The following is an 18,097-nucleotide window of genomic DNA, read 5'->3' on the forward strand; positions in this document are numbered from 1 at the left end:
CCTCGACTTACACTTTATTTGTTTTAAAGTGTTTGTTTTAAATGTTCGATATATTGCTGAATCAAAGCTTCGTTACGTGAAAAATAAGACCATTGTCCATATTTTTGGACCTGAATGAGACCAGCCTGCTGTAATACAGACAAATGATTGGACATTGTAGACTGAGCTACTTTACCCAAACGTTCAATATGACCTGCGCAAACCCCTTTTTCAAAACTACCACCACACTCTTCTACCGGTAAATAATGCGCAGGTTCTTTTAACCATTGCAGAATCTGCCGACGCAGAGGATTGGCTAGGGCTTTGCTAATTGCATCAATATCCATAGGCTCAACACGTCTTTTAAACGAACAAAGCTTCGTTCAGCATTTCGAAAACATAATATCGCATTTTTTCGATATTCATATCCATTTTTTTCGATATTCATATCGTATTTTTCCGATTAACTTCCGATCACTGAACTGCTTTGCCGTTTTAATCGCTAAAAATTTAAGAGTTTTAGAGAACTAAAAGTTCGAAAGACTCTTATAACCCCTGCTTTAAACTCGCTTCAATGAAACGATCAAGGTCACCGTCAAGAACTGCACCAGTATTTGAGTTTTCAACACCTGTGCGTAAGTCCTTAATACGAGAGTCATCAAGTACATAAGAACGAATCTGGCTACCCCAACCAATATCAGACTTCGAGTCTTCAAGTGCTTGAGCCGCTTCATTACGCTTTTGCATTTCTAGTTCATACAATTTTGCACGTAACTGTTTCCATGCATGATCACGGTTCGCATGTTGTGAACGCTGGTTCTGACACGCAACCACAATACCAGATGGAATGTGCGTCAAACGAACTGCTGAATCTGTTTTGTTAATGTGCTGACCACCTGCACCAGATGCACGGTAAGTATCAGTACGAACATCAGAAGGATTAATATCGATTTCGATATTGTCATCAACTTCCGGTGAAATAAACACCGCAGAGAATGACGTATGACGGCGGTTACCACTGTCGAATGGTGACTTACGTACTAAACGGTGTACACCTGATTCTGTACGTAACCAGCCATATGCATATTCACCTTCAACGCGAATCGTTGCAGATTTAATCCCTGCTACGTCACCATCAGATACTTCCATAAGTTCTGCTTTAAAACCGTGACGCTCAATCCAGCGCATATACATACGTAATAACATTGAAGCCCAATCTTGTGCTTCTGTACCGCCTGAACCTGCTTGAATCTCGACATAACAAGGATTCGGGTCCATTGGGTTGCTAAACATACGGCGGAATTCAAGTTTTGCTAATTCTTCTTCGGCAGCGCCAAGCTCAGATTGGACATCTACCAGCAAGCTTTCATCATCAGCTTCAACAGCTAAATCGAGCATTGCTTTGGCATCTTCAAGCTGTGTAGACAAGCCATCTAATACATTAATAACGTTTTCTAGTTCGCCCTTTTCTTTTGCCATTGCCTGAGCACGGTTTTGATCATTCCAGATCGCAGGGTCTTCTAACTCACGTAAAACTTCTTCTAAACGCTCTTTTTTCAGATCGTAGTCAAAGATACCCCCGTAGTGTTTGGCTACGATCAGTTAAGTCTTTCAATTGGTTTAGATAAGGATTAATTTCCACGCGAGTGTTCCCATAAAAGCAGATAAACAGTCGAATATTTTATCATAGCTATGGTTATCTTCGAACCTGCTTTAATCTTTAACTCATATTTTCAATTTAAAAAGTTTTTATTTCTTTCAGAAGATTTTAAGCTTTATTCGTAACATCCCCATACAAAATTGGGTACTTTTCCAGCATTTTTGAGTTTCTACACAAAATATCCTCAATTTTAATAAAATAAAACATTATGTATTTATACATTTAAATCAATTACTTAATTTAATTAAATTTACAAAAAAAGCACATGGTTACAGTACAGTTACTTGTGCAAGATTGACGCTAAATGATTTTGCTCTAGACTAAAAGTTGTAACAAAACATTTATAAAATCGTTTTTAGAGGGGAGAGATTCCATGAAAAAACTAGCAATTGCATCAGCTCTTTTATCTGCGCTTGCAGTAAGTGGCGCAGCAAACGCTTACCAAGCTGAAGTTGGTGGTTCTTACACTTATCTTGATCCAGATAACGGTAGCAGCGTAAGCAAATTTGGTGTTGATGGTACATATTATTTCAACCCTGTTCAAACACGTAATGCGCCGCTTGCTGAAGCAGCATTCTTAAACCGTGCAAGCAACGTTAACGCACACGTTAACTATGGCGATAACAGCGGTACTAAAGATACTCAATACGGCGTAGGTGTTGAATACTATGTTCCTAATACTGACTTCTACCTTAGCGGTGATGTAGGCAGAAATGAACGTGAGATCGACAACACAAACTACGACCAGAAAGTTACAACTTATGCGGCTGAAGTAGGTTACTTACCAGCACCTGGTTTGTTACTTGCTTTAGGTGTTAAAGGTTATGACGAAAAAGACGGTAAAGACGGCGCAGACCCTACCGTTCGTGCAAAATACGTAACTCAAGTTGGTCAACATGACGTAAACCTTGAAGCTTATGGCGCGTTTGGTGACCTTGACGAATATAAAGTTCGTGGCGACTACTACATCGATAAAACTTTAAGTTTAGGTGTGGACTACTACAACAATGACTTAACTGATAAAGACGAATGGGGCATTAATGCTAAAAAATTCTTGAATCAGCAAGTAAGTGTTGAAGGTCGTATTGGTTTCGGTGATAACGACAACACTTATGGTGTTCGTGCAGCATATCGCTTCTAATCTTACCTAGATTAAAAAAATCCGCTCAATTGAGCGGATTTTTTATTGTTTTAAATGCACAATTCGTAGCTGTAAACTTACATTACCATTAAAAACATTACGATCTATTTCATAGACTAAATGTACATAGTCACGCATAGGATCAAAGTCAAATCGGTCTGCTGCATTAAAAGCAATTGCATCGAAACTATATTGATCTAAAGCCAATTTAAGTTTTAAGTGTGTCTCTTTGAGCCAACGGAAATCGATAACTTTAAAATATCCTTCAAATTGAGGCAGTGGAAATTTTTGTCCCCACGGGCCTAACTGTTCAATCCAGTTCAAGGTATCTAACTGCAAAGCAGAAACAGGTAGCTCACCATCAGTCCATAAGGTCGCTTGAAAGATAGATTCATCCATTGCAGCCACACAGTTACTAAATACTGTTTTAAAAGCCTCAAAGTTTTCTTTACGTATCGTCAAACCTGCTGCTGCAGCATGCCCACCAAAATGGCTCACCAACTCAGGATGTTGTTCGGCAACTTGCTCAATGGTATCTCGAATGTGCACACCGTCAATGGAACGTGCCGAGCCTTTAATATGAATGCCATCTTCATCGGGTGCAAAAACAATTGTAGGCCGATGGAACTGTTCTTTTAAACGGCCCGCGACTATACCAATCACACCTTGGTGCCAGTTTTCTTCAAATAGAACAAGCGCCGCGGGAATATCTTGCTGTGAAAGTTGCAAAGTATCTAAGGCCGATAAAGCTTGTTGCTTCATCTCTCCTTCAATTTGACGGCGATCGATATTTAACTGATTTAATTGCTGAGCAATGGGGTATGCTGTTTCCATTGTCTCGGCCAATAAACACTCGATCCCAATACGCATGCTCTCCATACGCCCTGCTGCATTAATACGCGGTCCGAGCACAAATCCTAAGTCTTGAGCACGTATTGAAGTAGCTTCCCGACCTGCGATATCGAGTAAGGCTAAGATTCCTACTCGACACTGATGTTGCTGAATGCGTTTTACACCCGCATCGACCAATATACGGTTGTTATAGTCTAGAACAGCCACATCGGCATAAGTGCCCAAAGCGACTAAATCTAGATATTGAGTGACTTTGCTTGTGCTTTTGCCTTGTCTATTACGTAGACTCGCTAAATTGGCAAGCACATAGAAGGCAACACCAACACCGGCAAGTGCTTTACTTGAAAACTCACAGCCTAATTGATTTGGGTTCACCACTGCCTCAGCAAGTGGGGTCTCTTTGGTCGTTAGATGATGGTCGGTAATAATGACTTGCATGCCTAGAGCATGTGCTGCATCAACACCAGCATGGCTAGAAATTCCATTATCTACCGTAATTAACAGATCGGGTTGATAAGTTTGATGGGCAAGTTCAGCAATAGCTGGAGTAAGGCCATAACCGTATTTAAATCGATCTGGAACTAAATAGTCGACTTGTGCTCCCATATCGCGAAGCACGAGCATCATTAAAGCTGTACTAGTTGCACCATCGGCATCATAGTCCCCCACAATAACTATTTTCTTCTGCTCATCAATGGCTTGATCCATTAATGCGACAGCAGCATCCATTCCTTTGAGCTCTGGCGCAAGCAGGTTCTTAAGTTTTAGCTCTAGTTCTTGTTCAGATTGCACTCCACGTCTTGCCAAAATCTCGGCAATAAACGGAGGCACGCCCTGAAACTGTTCAGGGCGTGTCAATAAAGGTCTTTGTTTAATTTGTATTTTTGTCATTTAAGGCATCAGTCGGTGCAATGTCCATTGACCGTCGATTTTTTCATAACTCAAGCGGTCATGTAAACGATTTGGTCGTCCTTGCCAGAATTCATAATAATCCGGCTGTAAACGGTATCCACCCCAGAACTCTGGCTTATCGAGTACTTCACGGCTTTGAACTTGTTGTTGCAAATCTTGAAAGCGCTGTTGCAATAACTCTCGACTTTCGATCTTTCCGCTTTGCGGCGTACTGATATGCGCTGCAATCTGGCTATCACGTGGACGCTTATGGTAATAATCGGTAGATTCCTGTTCAGGAATTTTGACGACATGACCACCCACTCGTACCTGACGCTCTAAACTCGGCCAATAAAATAGCAGCTCAGCATATGGATTTTCTGCCAAATCTGCACCTTTCTGACTGTCATAATTGGTATAAAAATCATACCCAGCTTCTGTCGCGCCACGTAATAATACAGTTCTGACATGCGGACGACCATTAGCACTTGCTGTTGCTAACGACATTGCATACGGTTCGTGCAAGTTAGCAGCTAAGGCATGATTAAACCAACCTAAGAATTGCTCATGTGGATTGCTAGCAACCTGTGTCTCGTATAATTCACCTTGTTCATAGCTTAAGCGTAATTCACTTAAGTCTTTAATGACATCACTCATGCCATACACCCTTATGCAACTTGTGCTTGTGAACGAACTGCATTTGCTAAATGTTCAGCCAAAGCATTCACTTCTTGTTCGTCATCACCCTCAACCATGACACGAATAACTGGCTCAGTTCCTGACTTACGAATCAAGATACGACCACGGCCTTTAAGCTGTAATTCTGCTTTATCAAATTCGGTAACCAATGCAGGAATAGAATACGGATCAAGCATTTGTTCTAAACGTATATTTACCAGCACTTGTGGGAACAATTTAAAGTCCTGAACTAATTCATGAAGCGCTTTATTCTGCTCAACCATTACAGTTAACACTTGAAGTGCTGCAATAATCGCATCACCTGTTGTGCTCTTATCTAAAGTTAAAATATGACCAGATGGTTCTCCACCTGTAACCCAACCATTTTCTTCTAATGCTTGTAGTACATAACGGTCACCGACTTTCGCGCGGACAAAGCCAACTTTCGCTTTTTCAAGTGCTACTTCAAGCGCCATATTACTCATGACAGTACCAACAACCCCTACTGGCTTATTTTTCGCCTGAGTCGCTAAAATATACAAGATATGGTCACCATCAATTAAGTGACCAAACTTATCAACCATCACAACACGGTCAGCATCACCATCAAAGGCAATACCTAAATCTGCTTCATGCTCAACCACTGCTTTTTGTAAGTGTTCTGGATGTGTTGAACCACAGTTCTCATTAATGTTTAAACCGTCTGGTTCGTTGTATAAAGCAACAACTTTAGCGCCTAGTTCACGAAAAACTGAAGGGCCAACACTATAGGCTGCACCATGTGCACAGTCCAACACGATCTTTAAATTATTTAAATCGAAGTGGTAAGGGAAAGTCGATTTACAAAATTCGATATAGCGACCATTTGCATCATTTACACGAACACTTTTACCTAAATTTGCAGTGTCCTCAATGAATAAATCTTTTTCTAATTCTTTATTAATTTCTTCTTGTAATGAATCCGGTAATTTTTTACCTTCACTAGAGAAAAATTTAATCCCATTATCATAATACGGATTATGCGATGCAGAAATTACAATACCTGCATGGGCATGTAATGCACGAGTAAGATGTGCAATCGCAGGTGTCGGTAATGGACCTAATAAATGAACATATACACCAGCAGCGTTTAAGCCAGCCTGTAAAGCAGACTCTAAAATATAGCCCGATAAACGAGTGTCTTTTCCTAATACAACAAGTGGTTTATTTTTTTGACTCGTTCGTTTTAATACCTTCCCTGCGGCGAATCCAAGTTTTAAAGCAAACTCTGGAGTAATAGGCATTTGCCCAAATTTTCCACGAATACCATCCGTTCCAAAATAACTCATAGCTTATCTCATTTTTACGCCACTTCAACCGTGGCCTATTTCATATATGGCTATTTTGCCATATCTCTTTTCATCAGATTTACTTTACACCAAAAACAAAAAGCCGTCAGTGTACTGACGGCTTTCTTACTTGATTTAGTTACTAAAATCTAACCAACACGATAGTTTGGAGCTTCTTTAGTAATCGTTACATCATGAACATGTGACTCAGACATACCCGCTGAAGTAATTTTCACAAATTTCGCATTTTGGCGAAGATCTTCAATCACAGCTGAACCTGTATAGCCCATCGATGAACGTAAACCACCCATCATTTGATGAACGATATTACCCATTGGGCCTTTATATGGAACACGACCTTCAATACCTTCTGGTACTAATTTTTCAGCACCCGCTTTTGAGTCTTGGAAGTAACGGTCAGCAGAACCAGTAGCTCCAGCCATTGCACCTAATGAACCCATACCACGATATGCTTTGTAGTAACGACCTTGGAAGAATTCAACTTCACCAGGTGCTTCTTCAGTACCAGCTAGAAGTGAGCCGACCATGATTGTGCTTGCACCAGCACCAATCGCTTTAGCCATATCACCAGAGAAACGGATACCACCATCTGCAATTAAAGGAATTTGATCTTTTAGTGCGCTAGCAACGCTGTCAATCGCAGAAATTTGTGGCATACCAATACCTGCTACAATACGTGTAGTACAGATAGAACCAGGACCAATACCTACTTTTACAGCATCTGCGCCTGCATCTAATAATGCCAATGCAGCATCACCAGTTGCAATATTTCCACCAATCACTTGTACTTGAGGGAAGTTTTGTTTCACCCAACGTACACGTTCAATTACACCAGCAGAGTGACCATGTGCTGTATCAACAACAATAACGTCAACACCAGCTTCAACCAATGCTTCAACACGACTTGGTGTATCAGCACCAGTACCTACCGCAGCGCCAACACGTAAACGACCAAGATCATCTTTACAACTGTTTGGATAACTCTCAGCTTTACGGAAGTCAGTTACCGTAATTAAGCCTTTAAGTTCATTGCTCTCGCCAACGACCAAGACTTTTTCAATACGGTGTTTTTGCAATAATGCTTGAATATTTTCTTTAGACTCGCCTTCACGTACAGTGACCAAACGATCTTGACCTGTCATGATGTTGCTAACAGGTTGTTCCAAGTTAGTTTCAAAACGCGTATCACGGCCTGTCACAATACCAACAACCTTGCCGTCTTTAACAACAGGTACACCACTAATGTTATTAGCGCTGGTAATTGCAATCAGTTCACGTACTGTAGTTTCAGGCGTTACAGTGATAGGGTCTTTCACCATACCCGCTTCGAATTTTTTCACACGGCGTACTTCTGCAGCTTGAGCAGCAATATCCATGTTTTTGTGCAAAATCCCGATACCACCATTTTGTGACATCGCAATCGCCATACGTGACTCAGTCACTGTATCCATTGCAGCTGAAACTAATGGGATATTTAAATGAATGCCGCGAGTTAAACGTGTCTTTAGAGAGACATCTTTTGGGAGAACAGTAGAGTAGGCAGGAAGTAATAAGACATCATCGAAGGTTAGCGCTTCTTGAACGATGGTCAGCATAACAATCTCACTGGTAAATTCCGTGAGCTATTATAAACAAATTTCAATGCAATTTTCATATTATCTTTGCCTTTTTCAGCAATAGATATTCACCTACTCTAAATATTTCTCACTTATTATCGTGTTAGTTCATATTTAACTCACCTGATCATAGTCATGATCATTTTCTGAATCTGCTGGGTTTACTTCAATCAGATGAATCAACTGGTACGCCAAGCGTGCTTTGTTACACTGTTCATCAGCAACCTGCACCTCTTTACAGGTAGAACTACGGACAGCATAAATAGAGCAGCCCACCTCTTTACCAATTTCGCCCTTCAAAGCCTGACATCTTGGCTGAGCTTGATTGGTTCCACGCATACACGAATAAACGGGTGTCAAAGGTTCAACGAGATGTTCATCTATTAATTCGGCCTCAGCCCAGTAAAATGAAACCCGAAAATGTGCACAACATGCCCCACAGCGAAGGCACTCATCTGGAGTCGCAACTTGAGATAACATTTTTATTCAAATTCTCGTCATCAAAATTTTTTCTGTGACGCAAAATCCTAAAAAAAATTCAAATTGGACTCAAGATATTGAACTTAACTTTTTATGTTGGACAGCTAAAAATTTGCTCAGTCATTAAATCTACACCACATGGCAAGGTCTCAATCCAGTCTAAAAACTGCTTAATCATTTCTTTGCCAATAAATGGAGTACCATGCTGAGGCACAATCATTTCAATATCCATTTGACGAACCATGTTAACCCATAAACGAATGACTTTATTTGAGCACATATAGCGCTGATGAAAAGCCTTCATTTTCAGCACATGGGCATCAAAATCTTTGAGAGGCTGACTTGCATCTTCAACAATAGAAGCCCCCATATCGCCAGAAAATAAAATTTTGGCAACTGGATCATAAAACTGAAAATTACCCACCGAATGTAGGAAATGTGCAGGAACCATGACAAGCTTTGATTCGCCCAATTGAATCACTTGACCACGATCTGGCAGCTCAATGAGACGGTCTTCCCAATTTCCTTTCATACGCTCACTCATAAATGATGAATTTAAGTGAGGTAAAAATCGTGCCCATAATTTAGAGGCAACCACCTTAGCATCGGTATAAACTAACCAACGAGGCATTGAAGTAATAATATCTGGGTCTTGATGTGAAGCGATTACATAGTCCAGATTTTTAAGACGAGTATATTTATTAAGTTCCATCGTTAATGGAACGTAGGTCAAATCACCACCTGGATCGATTACAGCTGCTCGTTCATGATCAATAATTAAAAATTGATTGGCTTGTATGCCTTCCCCTTTAACCAAACTGGTAAAACTAATACATTTATGTACGCCATTATCAAATAGTATCTGCGATGTTGTTTTTTCAAACCCCATACAATTCCCCAAAAAAAACTTTAAATATTAGATATTTTTATATCCATACTAAAATAAAGGGATTCTAAAGTACTTGCAATGAATTGATTGATATTTCTCATAATATTTTAAAATTGATTTTGATATTTTTATTCTATAAATGAATCATAATGTTATTTAAAATTAAGATGTAATAAATTAAAATAATTCTCATTATCAGTTTTTTGTCTTTTGCGCTTCCTAGGGCTCCCATGAACCAAGCACCTTATTTTTCAAGCTCCAAAACATTTTTAGCAGCTGCTATTTTTAGCTTAATGACAGCAAGTCATGCTGATGAAACAGCAGAACAACAAAATTCAGCCAGTGTACTACCAACAATTTCTATTCAGGCACAAAAAGAATCTACCTCTCCCTATGTCGCAACAAAAGCAACCTCTGCCTTAAAATCTGATGCACCCTTGTTTAAAACGGCTCAATCGGTTTCGGTGGTGACTCGTGAACAGCTCGACCAGAAACAAGCAAAGACACTTGCAGAGGCACTTGAAGGCGTTGCAGGTGTTGAAGCTGGAAAACTTGGTCGTCGTGGTTGGGATGATTTTGTTATTCGAGGCCAGACCTCTTCCGATTCGGTTTATGTAGATGGTTTAAGAGTTGGACAAAATACTTATGTTGCCACTGAACTATCAGGCATGGATCAGGTCCAAGTCTTAAAAGGCCCTGCCTCTATTAATTTCGGTTTGGTTGCACCAGGAGGTATGGTCAATTTAGTTACTAAACGCCCAGAAGCAGAAAACTTTGCACGTGCTAGCATGACTTATGGCAGTTACAACCTTAAAGAAGGCACATTCGATTTAAACTATAGTCCTAATAATAGTGAAAAAGGTGCTTTCCGTTTAAATGGCCGCATCTCTGACCAAGATGACCCCACTAATTATGTGTATTTTAAAAATTACTATATCTCGCCTTCTTACAACTTCGACTTAGGTGACAACACTGACCTCTCTGTAATCGCAAGTTATCAACATCGCGAATATATTCGTCAGCAAGGCTTGCCTGTTATTGGCACTTTAAAAGACAATCCTAACGGCGCTATAGACCGAAGTTTATATATTGGCGATCCTAATTTTGGTAAATATGAAGCAGATGTTTACCGCACTGGTTATACGTTTAAACATGCCTTTGATAACGGTTGGAGCTTTAACCAGAATTTTGCCGTCCAAAAAACCGAAATGGATGGTACTGCGGTTTTTGCTCAAACCAAAAAGTTTTGGGCAGACTCATCTTACACAACCATTAACCGAGCTAATAATAGTCGACATCAAGTGATTGATAACTTAAGTTTCGCCATCGATAACCGTTTAAACAAACAGTTTGATTTATATGGCATGCAGCACGACATTAATATTGGCGTAGATGCTTTTCAGGAAAAAAGTGACTACACCAATGATAAATATGATATTGGTAATTTAAATATCTATGACCCCGTTTATGGTCAAAAAGTGACATTAAAACAAAATGTTCGGGATATTAATCGTCTCAAATATTTGGGACTCTATTTACGTGATCGCATTCAACTCAATGACCAATGGCTTTTAAGCTTGTCTGGACGCCAAGACTGGGCACAAACCCAAAGCACAAGCTTAGTTACAAGTAGTGCAAGTAAACAATCAGACAATGCTTTTACGGGTAGCGCCTCTGTCATGTATACCCTTAATGACATTGTTGCCCCTTATGTCAGCTATGCCACTTCATTTACACCTAACAGTGGTACTGATGTAAATAATAATCCGTTCAAACCTGAAGAAGGAAAACAGGTTGAAGTCGGAATGAAATTACAAAGCCCTGATCAACGAGTTCAAGGTGCTATCGCTTGGTATGATTTAAAACGTCAAAATGTTTTAGTCACTGATACTGCGAATAGTGGCTATAAAGCTCAGCGTGGCGAACAGTTAACACGTGGTATTGAAACTGAGCTCAGCGCAGAAATTTTAGAAGGTTTAAAATTAACAGCTGCATATACTTACACCATTGATGCTGAAATTAGTAAAGATGCAAACTCAAGCAATGTAGGAAAAGCACTCGATAATATTCCTGAGCATGCTTATAGCTTGTCAGCACGTTATAAATTTGACCCAGCTTCAAAACTTGGCTGGTATGTTGGTGGTGGATTCCGTGGTGAAACCTATAAAACTGTCGATGGTTTAGATGTTCATGTTCCAGGCTATACAGTCTTTGACACTGAAGCTGGCTATGACGCTGGACATTGGGGTGCTCAACTTGCGATCCGTAATTTATTTGATAAAGATTACTATGCAGGCACACTGAATGAGAATTTGGTGACGCTCGGTAACCCACGCCAAATTAACTTCACAGTGAAATTTAACTACTAAATAACGACCTACAAAAAACGCACTCGAATTGAGTGCGTTTTTTATGGCAACGTTAAATGCTTTAGAAGAAATAATGCTGCACTAAAGTAGAGACACCTACAATTAAGAAAATAGCAGCACCAATTTTATGAATAAGTGAGATAGGTAAACGTTCTGCCAGTTTATTACCGATAAATACAGCAGGAGCATTGGCAATCATCATACCAACTGTTGTACCTAGCATTACCCAGAAAATACTGTCATAGCGTGCAGCTAAAGCGACAGTTGCAATTTGTGTTTTATCGCCAATTTCAGCTAAGAAAAATAAAATAAAGGTTGCACCAAAAACACCAAATTTTTGCCATTTATTAATACTATCAGTTTCATCATCGAGCTTATCTGGAATAAGCATCCAGAACGCCATACCAATAAAACCAACCGCAAGTACCCAAACCAAAATCTCAGGACTTAATACAGTTGTAATCCACTGTCCAAGCACAGCAGAAATACCATGATTAATGAGTGTGGCTAAAAGAATCGCAATTAAAATAGGAATTGGCTTACGGAAACGAGCAGATAGTAGCAGAGCCAATAGTTGAGTTTTATCGCCCATTTCAGCAAGGGCAACAATCGAGGTAGAAATCAGAAATTCTTGCATGTCGTTTCTCTGGCTAGCATAAATGCCCATGATCTACCCCTCCTGCTAGCCAAATATCTGCAGAGTGGTAAATCAAAGGTCTTGCCAACTCGGAAACGATGAGACGTTTAAGCTATGATGACCATGTTCTGTTGAACAATTATGTTGATCATCACCTATTCATTCAGAAATGAATAGCGGCTACTCCCCAATGAAGTATGTGCTCATTATATTCGAGCAGTTCTATTTTTCAAACAAAAAATTTTATCCATGCCCATACTAACAGACGCCCCAAGCCTAATAGTAAAGCTAAACAGATACTTAAGTTAATAAAACCAAAATTGTTAATACCAGCTATATGTTGTGATTGAAATTCAAATGGCAAAATAAGCGTTGCCACAAATACTTCCAAACCGATTGCAACGTAGGTCATCCACTCCCAAGGAAAGTGCAAAAAACTGACCCATAATCCCATCAATAAAAATACAACCAACAGAATCGGCAACATGATTTTTAAAAAACCCGCCATCTATTATTTCTCCTTTACCTAAAACGAGAAATTTTTCCTCTCTCGATCACTCCTTCTTCATCTTTAGATTAACCTAAAATCAATTAAATTAAATACCAAAATAAAACCCCGCCGAAGCGAGGTTTTAATGATTCATTTCAGAATATTAAATTAATAAAGTACGAATATCTTTAAGAAGTTTCGTAAGTTTATTGGTAAAGCGAGCGGCATCTGCACCATTAATTACACGGTGGTCATAAGACAACGACAACGGCAACATTAAGCGTGGATCAAAGTCTTTACCATTCCAAACTGGTTGCATCGTTGCAGGTGAAATACCCAAAATCGCAACTTGTGGCCAGTTTACAAGTGGTGTAAATGCTGTACCACCAATTGCGCCTAAGCTTGAAATGGTGAAATTCGCACCTTGTAAGTCTTTCGGTGTTAATTTCTTATCACGTGCTTTTTGACCCAACACACCCAATTCAACTGCAATTTGCTTAATTGATTTTTGGTCTGGGTTACGAAGTACTGGCACAGTTAAACCATCAGGTGTTGCTACCGCAATTCCCATATGGATTTCATTGCGCAAGAGCACTGATTTACCGTCATCAGATAAATGACCTGCGAACTCACGCTCTTCTTTCAACAAGTACGCAACTGCTTTGATAATGAATGCCATAATCGTCAGGCTGATACCTTCTTTTTTGAAGTTGCCTTTCAGTTCATTACGCCAATCTTCTAACTCAGTGATATCAGCCAAATCAAACTGAGTAACTTGCGGAATAAAGTTATTCAACGACAATTGCGGAATTGATACTTGCTGCAAACGCGTCAGTACTTTTTCTTCCACACCACCAAACGCAGTGAAGTCAGGCAGCTTTGGCAAACCCGAAACCGCTGGTGCAGCCGCAGCAACTGGTGCAGCTTGTGGCGCAGTTAAACGAGTCTTCACATAGGCAAAGATATCTTCTTTAACAACACGACCATGCTCACCAGAAGTTTTAACTTGTGACAAAATCACACCAAGTTCACGAGCAAGCTTACGTACAGCAGGGCCTGCATATACTTTAGCGTTTTCGGCTTCTTGCTCTTTGGTTAACTTATCACTACCAGACGCTGGAGCAGATACAGCCTGAGTCGGAGCAGGAGCTGCCGCTTTAGGTGCTGCTGCCTGTGGAGCTGGAGCTACTTCTGCTTTTGCCGCTGGTGCCGCAGCAGGTGCTTGGCCTTCAGCTTCAATTGTTGCAAGCAATATACCTTGTGAAACCTGTTGGCCTGCTTGCAAGTGAATCGCTTTCACAACACCCGCAACAGTACTTGGAACTTCAACAGTCGCTTTATCTGACTCAACCACAACAAGGCTTTGGTCTACATCCACTTTATCGCCAACTTGTACCAAGATTTCAGCAACAACTGCTTTATCTACACCCAAGTCAGGAACGTTAATATCAACTGGACCAGATTGAGTAGCAGCCGCAGCTACAGTTTCTTGTTGAACTGGTGCAGGTGCTGCTGTAGAAGCAGGAGCTTCAACTGGCGCACTTGATGCAGACGTTGTTTTCACTTTAATGAGCACAACACCTTCTTTAACTGTATCGCCTTCTTTAACTTGAATGCTTTCTACAATACCAGCAGTACTGCTTGGTACTTCTACAGTTGCTTTGTCAGATTCAACTACAACGATGCTTTGCTCAACATCAATCTGGTCACCCACTTTAACGAGGATTTCGCCAACTAATGCTTTTTCAACACCAATGTCAGGGACAGTTACGTCAACAGTTGCAGTTGATGTAGTGGCAGCAGGTTGAGCTGAAGCTTGAGCTTGTTGTGCAGGTGCTGGAGCAGCTGGCTTTTCAGCCGCAGAAGCTGGTGTTGGTTCTGGAGCAGCTTGCGCTGCACCTTCAGCTTCAAGTTCAAACAATACCGTACCTTCAGTTACGCTATCGCCTTCCTTGATTAAGATGCTTTTTACCACACCTGCTGAAGTGCTAGGCACTTCAACAGAGGCTTTATCAGACTCAAGCAAAACAAGACTGTCATTTTCAGCAATGCTGTCACCAACTTTTACTAAAATTTCAGCAACAACTGCTTTATCTACACCAATATCAGGGGTCTTAATTTGCATACTTAGTTCCCCTCACCTGTTTGCATTTCATTGTATTCAGCAACTGGCTGAACTTCCGGATGTGCTTGTGGAGCCCATGCAACCGGACGGTCAGTATCTAACTCAAAGTTAGAAATTGCATCTTTCACTAAACGTGCATCTACTTCACCTTCGTCAGCTAATTTTTTCAAAGTAGCAACAACGATATGTGCAGCATCAACACCAAAGAAACTACGTAAGTTCGCACGCGTATCTGAACGACCATAACCATCTGTACCTAATGCAACAAATGGGCGGCCATCTGGAAGATAAGCACGGATTTGTTCGCTGTACGCACGCATATGGTCTGTAGCAGAAACTACAATACCTTCTGTACCACGTAATTGCTTAGATACCCAAGATTCTTTCACTTCTTCAGCAAGTGGGTGTAAGCGGTTGTATTCTTCACATGCCATACCATCACGTGATAACTCATTGAAGCTTGTTACACTCCAAACGTTTGAGTGGATTTGGTATTCATCACGTAAGATTTTCGCAGCTTTGATCACTTCACGAAGAATTACACCTGAACCAAGTAATTGGACAGTCGCTTTTTCGTCTTTTTCGAATAAGTACATACCACGTTTAATGCCTTCCTCAGCGCCTTCAGGCATTGCAGGGTGCTCGTAGTTTTCGTTCATTACAGTGAGGTAATAGAACACACGCTCTTGGTTCACATACATACGTTGTAAACCGTCATGAACGATTACAGCTAATTCATAACCAAAACATGGATCATAAGATACGCAGTTTGGAATCGTGTTTGCCAAGATATGTGAATGACCATCTTGGTGCTGTAAACCTTCACCGTTCAATGTAGTACGACCAGCAGTTGCACCTAACAAGAAACCTTGAGCTTGTGCATCGCCCGCAGCCCACGCAATGTCACCAATACGTTGGAAACCAAACATTGAGTAGTACATGTACATTGGAATCATTGGCAAGTTATTCGTTGAATAACTTGTCGCTAACGCAGCCCATGCGCTCATCGCACCAGCTTCGTTAATCCCTTCTTGAAGCATGTGACCATCACTTGCTTCACGATAATGCATTAACTGTTCTTGGTCTTCTGGAGTATATTTTTGACCGTGAGCGGCATAAATACCAAGCTGACGGAACATACCTTCTAAACCAAAAGTACGTGCTTCGTCTGGAACGATTGGTACTACGCGGTCTTTAATTGCTTTTTCTTTAAGTAAAGCAGCAATTAAACGAACCATTACCATCGTAGTAGATTGTTCTTTACCACCTGAACCATTTAATACAGCATCAAATACAGATAATTCAGGAATCGCTAAAATTTCACTCTCTTTACGACGTGCAGGAAGGTAACCACCTAGTGCTTCACGACGCGCCTTCATGTACTTCATTTCTGGAGAGTTTTCACTTGGGCGGTAGAATGGGAGCTCTTCTAATTTATCATCTGTAAATGGAAGGTTAAAACGGTCACGTACATATTTCAAAGAGTCGATCTGCATTTTCTTGATTTGGTGAGTTTTGTTCACCGCTTCAATTTCTTCAGATAAACCGTAACCTTTAACAGTTTTTGCAAGAATAACTGTTGGTTGACCTTTAGCTTTCATTGCTTCTGCATAGGCAGCAAAAACTTTATATGGGTCATGACCACCACGGTTGAGATTATCGATGTCTTCATCGCTTAAATCTTTTACAAGTTCAGCAGCTTCTGGGTACTTGCCAAAGAATTTCTCACGTGTATATGCGCCACCTTTTACTTGGTAGCGTTGGTATTCACCATCAACAGTTTCTTCCATTACCGCTTTTAAAGCGCCTGTGCTGTCTTTTGCAAGTAGCGGATCCCAATGACGACCCCATACTACTTTAATGACACGCCAGCCCGCGCCACGGAATAAAGATTCTAATTCTTGAATAATTTTACCGTTACCACGTACAGGACCATCTAGACGCTGTAAGTTACAGTTAACAACCCAAATGAGGTTATCAAGTTTTTCACGGCCAGCTAGTGAAATTGCACCAGTACTTTCTGGCTCATCCATCTCACCATCGCCAAGATAAGCCCAAACTTTACGATCTTCTTCTTTGATCAAGCCACGGTTCATCAAATATTTTTGAATGTGTGCTTGATAAATCGACATGATTGGGCCAAGACCCATTGATACAGTTGGGAATTGCCAATAGTCCGGCATTAAATATGGGTGTGGATAGCTTGGTAAACCGTTACCGCCAACTTCACGGCGGAAATTACTTAACTGCTCTTCAGTTAAACGTCCTTCAAGGAATGAACGTGCATAAATACCAGGAGCACAGTGTCCTTGATAATAAATCATATCTCCGCCAAAGCTATTGCTGTTTGCGCGGAAGAAATGGTTAAAACCTACGTCATATAATGTTGCACTTGATGCGAAACTCGCTAAGTGACCACCTAAATCATCACCTGTTTTATTCGCACGGAGTACCATTGCTAAGGCATTCCAACGAATCAATGCACGAATACGGCGTTCCATATCTTGGTCGCCTGGCATTGCAGGTTGTTCTTCAACAGAAATTGTATTTAAGTAAGGTGTATTGAGACGTTGAATTGGAACATGCTTAGCAATTGCTTGTTGGTAAAGTTTTTCCAACAAGAATGCCGCTCGCTCAGTTCCCATATGTTGTAAAACTGAATCGAATGCATCTTGCCATTCTTGGGTTTCTTGTGCGTCGGAGTCACCGTAAAACGCCATAATTCACCTGTTCCTTGTTCTCTAATCTACTTTGTATTTTTACCACGTTTTGCCCCTCTCAAGTTATTGCCACGGGTGAATGTGAGGGGGCCCTATTATTTTCTGAATGAATAGTCATTGACCGAGCATGACTCAAAATAACAAAAAAACGCCAATATAGGCGTTTTTTTATACGATAATTGCGTTAAGAAAGGTTTTATCTCATTTCAGATTCAAAAATT

The 18,097-nt window shown here is 40.5% G+C and carries 14 protein-coding genes and 1 riboswitch; of the genes, 2 read left to right on the forward strand and 12 right to left on the reverse strand.

Annotated elements, in window-relative coordinates; translation table 11 throughout:
- Nucleotides 1–23 precede the first annotated feature (23 nt).
- Nucleotides 24–326, reverse strand: coding sequence for an ArsR/SmtB family transcription factor (locus tag AC056_RS11845; protein WP_002053977.1), 303 nt, complete (start codon nt 324–326; stop codon nt 24–26).
- Nucleotides 327–525: 199 nt separating this feature from the next.
- A protein-coding gene (gene prfB, locus AC056_RS11850) for a peptide chain release factor 2 (RefSeq protein WP_099143691.1) occupies nt 526–1,621 on the reverse strand; the annotation gives its coding sequence in 2 pieces (ribosomal slippage) (nt 526–1,548 and nt 1,550–1,621; 1,095 coding nt in all).
- Between the two features lie 391 nt (nt 1,622–2,012).
- Between prfB and AC056_RS11855 the strand changes: the two genes are divergently transcribed.
- A complete protein-coding gene (locus tag AC056_RS11855) occupies nt 2,013–2,780 on the forward strand; it encodes a putative porin (protein WP_004704957.1) in 768 nt (255 codons plus the stop codon).
- A 42-nt stretch (nt 2,781–2,822) separates the two neighbouring features.
- Here AC056_RS11855 and recJ read toward each other — a convergent pair whose 3' ends face one another.
- The 6 genes from recJ to AC056_RS11885 all read right to left on the reverse strand — a co-directional run bounded on the left by recJ (nt 2,823) and on the right by AC056_RS11885 (nt 9,535).
- Nucleotides 2,823–4,523, reverse strand: coding sequence for a single-stranded-DNA-specific exonuclease RecJ (gene recJ, locus AC056_RS11860; RefSeq protein WP_077163713.1), 1,701 nt, complete (start codon nt 4,521–4,523; stop codon nt 2,823–2,825).
- Nucleotides 4,524–5,180: a pyridoxamine 5'-phosphate oxidase gene (pdxH, locus tag AC056_RS11865; protein ID WP_039251890.1), complete on the reverse strand. Its 657-nt coding sequence runs from the start codon at nt 5,178–5,180 to the stop codon at nt 4,524–4,526. It lies immediately after the preceding gene.
- An 11-nt stretch (nt 5,181–5,191) separates the two neighbouring features.
- The gene (gene glmM, locus AC056_RS11870; protein WP_039251894.1) at nt 5,192–6,529 is read right to left on the reverse strand and encodes a phosphoglucosamine mutase; all 1,338 of its coding nucleotides are present in this window, start codon (nt 6,527–6,529) and stop codon (nt 5,192–5,194) included.
- Between the two features lie 149 nt (nt 6,530–6,678).
- Complete coding sequence (gene guaB / locus AC056_RS11875) at nt 6,679–8,145, reverse strand: IMP dehydrogenase (protein WP_002121951.1); 1,467 nt, start codon at nt 8,143–8,145, stop codon at nt 6,679–6,681.
- 135 nt (nt 8,146–8,280) lie between these two features.
- Complete coding sequence (locus AC056_RS11880) at nt 8,281–8,646, reverse strand: YkgJ family cysteine cluster protein (protein WP_077163714.1); 366 nt, start codon at nt 8,644–8,646, stop codon at nt 8,281–8,283.
- A 91-nt stretch (nt 8,647–8,737) separates the two neighbouring features.
- On the reverse strand, nt 8,738–9,535 hold the full coding sequence (locus AC056_RS11885; protein ID WP_019458525.1) for an MBL fold metallo-hydrolase: 798 nt from the start codon (nt 9,533–9,535) through the stop codon (nt 8,738–8,740).
- Nucleotides 9,536–9,765: 230 nt separating this feature from the next.
- On the opposite strand from AC056_RS11885, the gene AC056_RS11890 reads away from it, so the two are divergent.
- Nucleotides 9,766–11,904 carry a TonB-dependent siderophore receptor gene (locus AC056_RS11890; RefSeq protein ID WP_077163715.1) on the forward strand — a complete coding sequence of 713 codons (2,139 nt, stop codon included), beginning with the start codon at nt 9,766–9,768 and terminating at the stop codon, nt 11,902–11,904.
- A 61-nt stretch (nt 11,905–11,965) separates the two neighbouring features.
- Here the strand turns inward: AC056_RS11890 and AC056_RS11895 are convergent, their stop codons facing one another.
- The 4 genes from AC056_RS11895 to aceE form a co-directional block, all read right to left on the reverse strand.
- On the reverse strand, nt 11,966–12,541 hold the full coding sequence (locus tag AC056_RS11895) for a TMEM165/GDT1 family protein (protein WP_004704943.1): 576 nt from the start codon (nt 12,539–12,541) through the stop codon (nt 11,966–11,968).
- A gap of 15 nt (nt 12,542–12,556) precedes the next feature.
- Nucleotides 12,557–12,742: riboswitch (yybP-ykoY riboswitch) on the reverse strand.
- Nucleotides 12,743–12,770: 28 nt separating this feature from the next.
- Nucleotides 12,771–13,049, reverse strand: coding sequence for a hypothetical protein (locus AC056_RS11900; RefSeq protein WP_077163716.1), 279 nt, complete (start codon nt 13,047–13,049; stop codon nt 12,771–12,773).
- Nucleotides 13,050–13,194: 145 nt separating this feature from the next.
- Complete coding sequence (locus AC056_RS11905) at nt 13,195–15,156, reverse strand: 2-oxo acid dehydrogenase subunit E2 (RefSeq protein ID WP_077163717.1); 1,962 nt, start codon at nt 15,154–15,156, stop codon at nt 13,195–13,197.
- A 2-nt stretch (nt 15,157–15,158) separates the two neighbouring features.
- On the reverse strand, nt 15,159–17,876 hold the full coding sequence (gene aceE, locus AC056_RS11910) for a pyruvate dehydrogenase (acetyl-transferring), homodimeric type (RefSeq protein WP_077163718.1): 2,718 nt from the start codon (nt 17,874–17,876) through the stop codon (nt 15,159–15,161).
- Nucleotides 17,877–18,097: the final 221 nt, after the last annotated feature.

It is taken from the genome of Acinetobacter genomosp. 33YU, from assembly GCF_001990725.1.
GTDB lineage: Bacteria > Pseudomonadota > Gammaproteobacteria > Pseudomonadales > Moraxellaceae > Acinetobacter > Acinetobacter seifertii.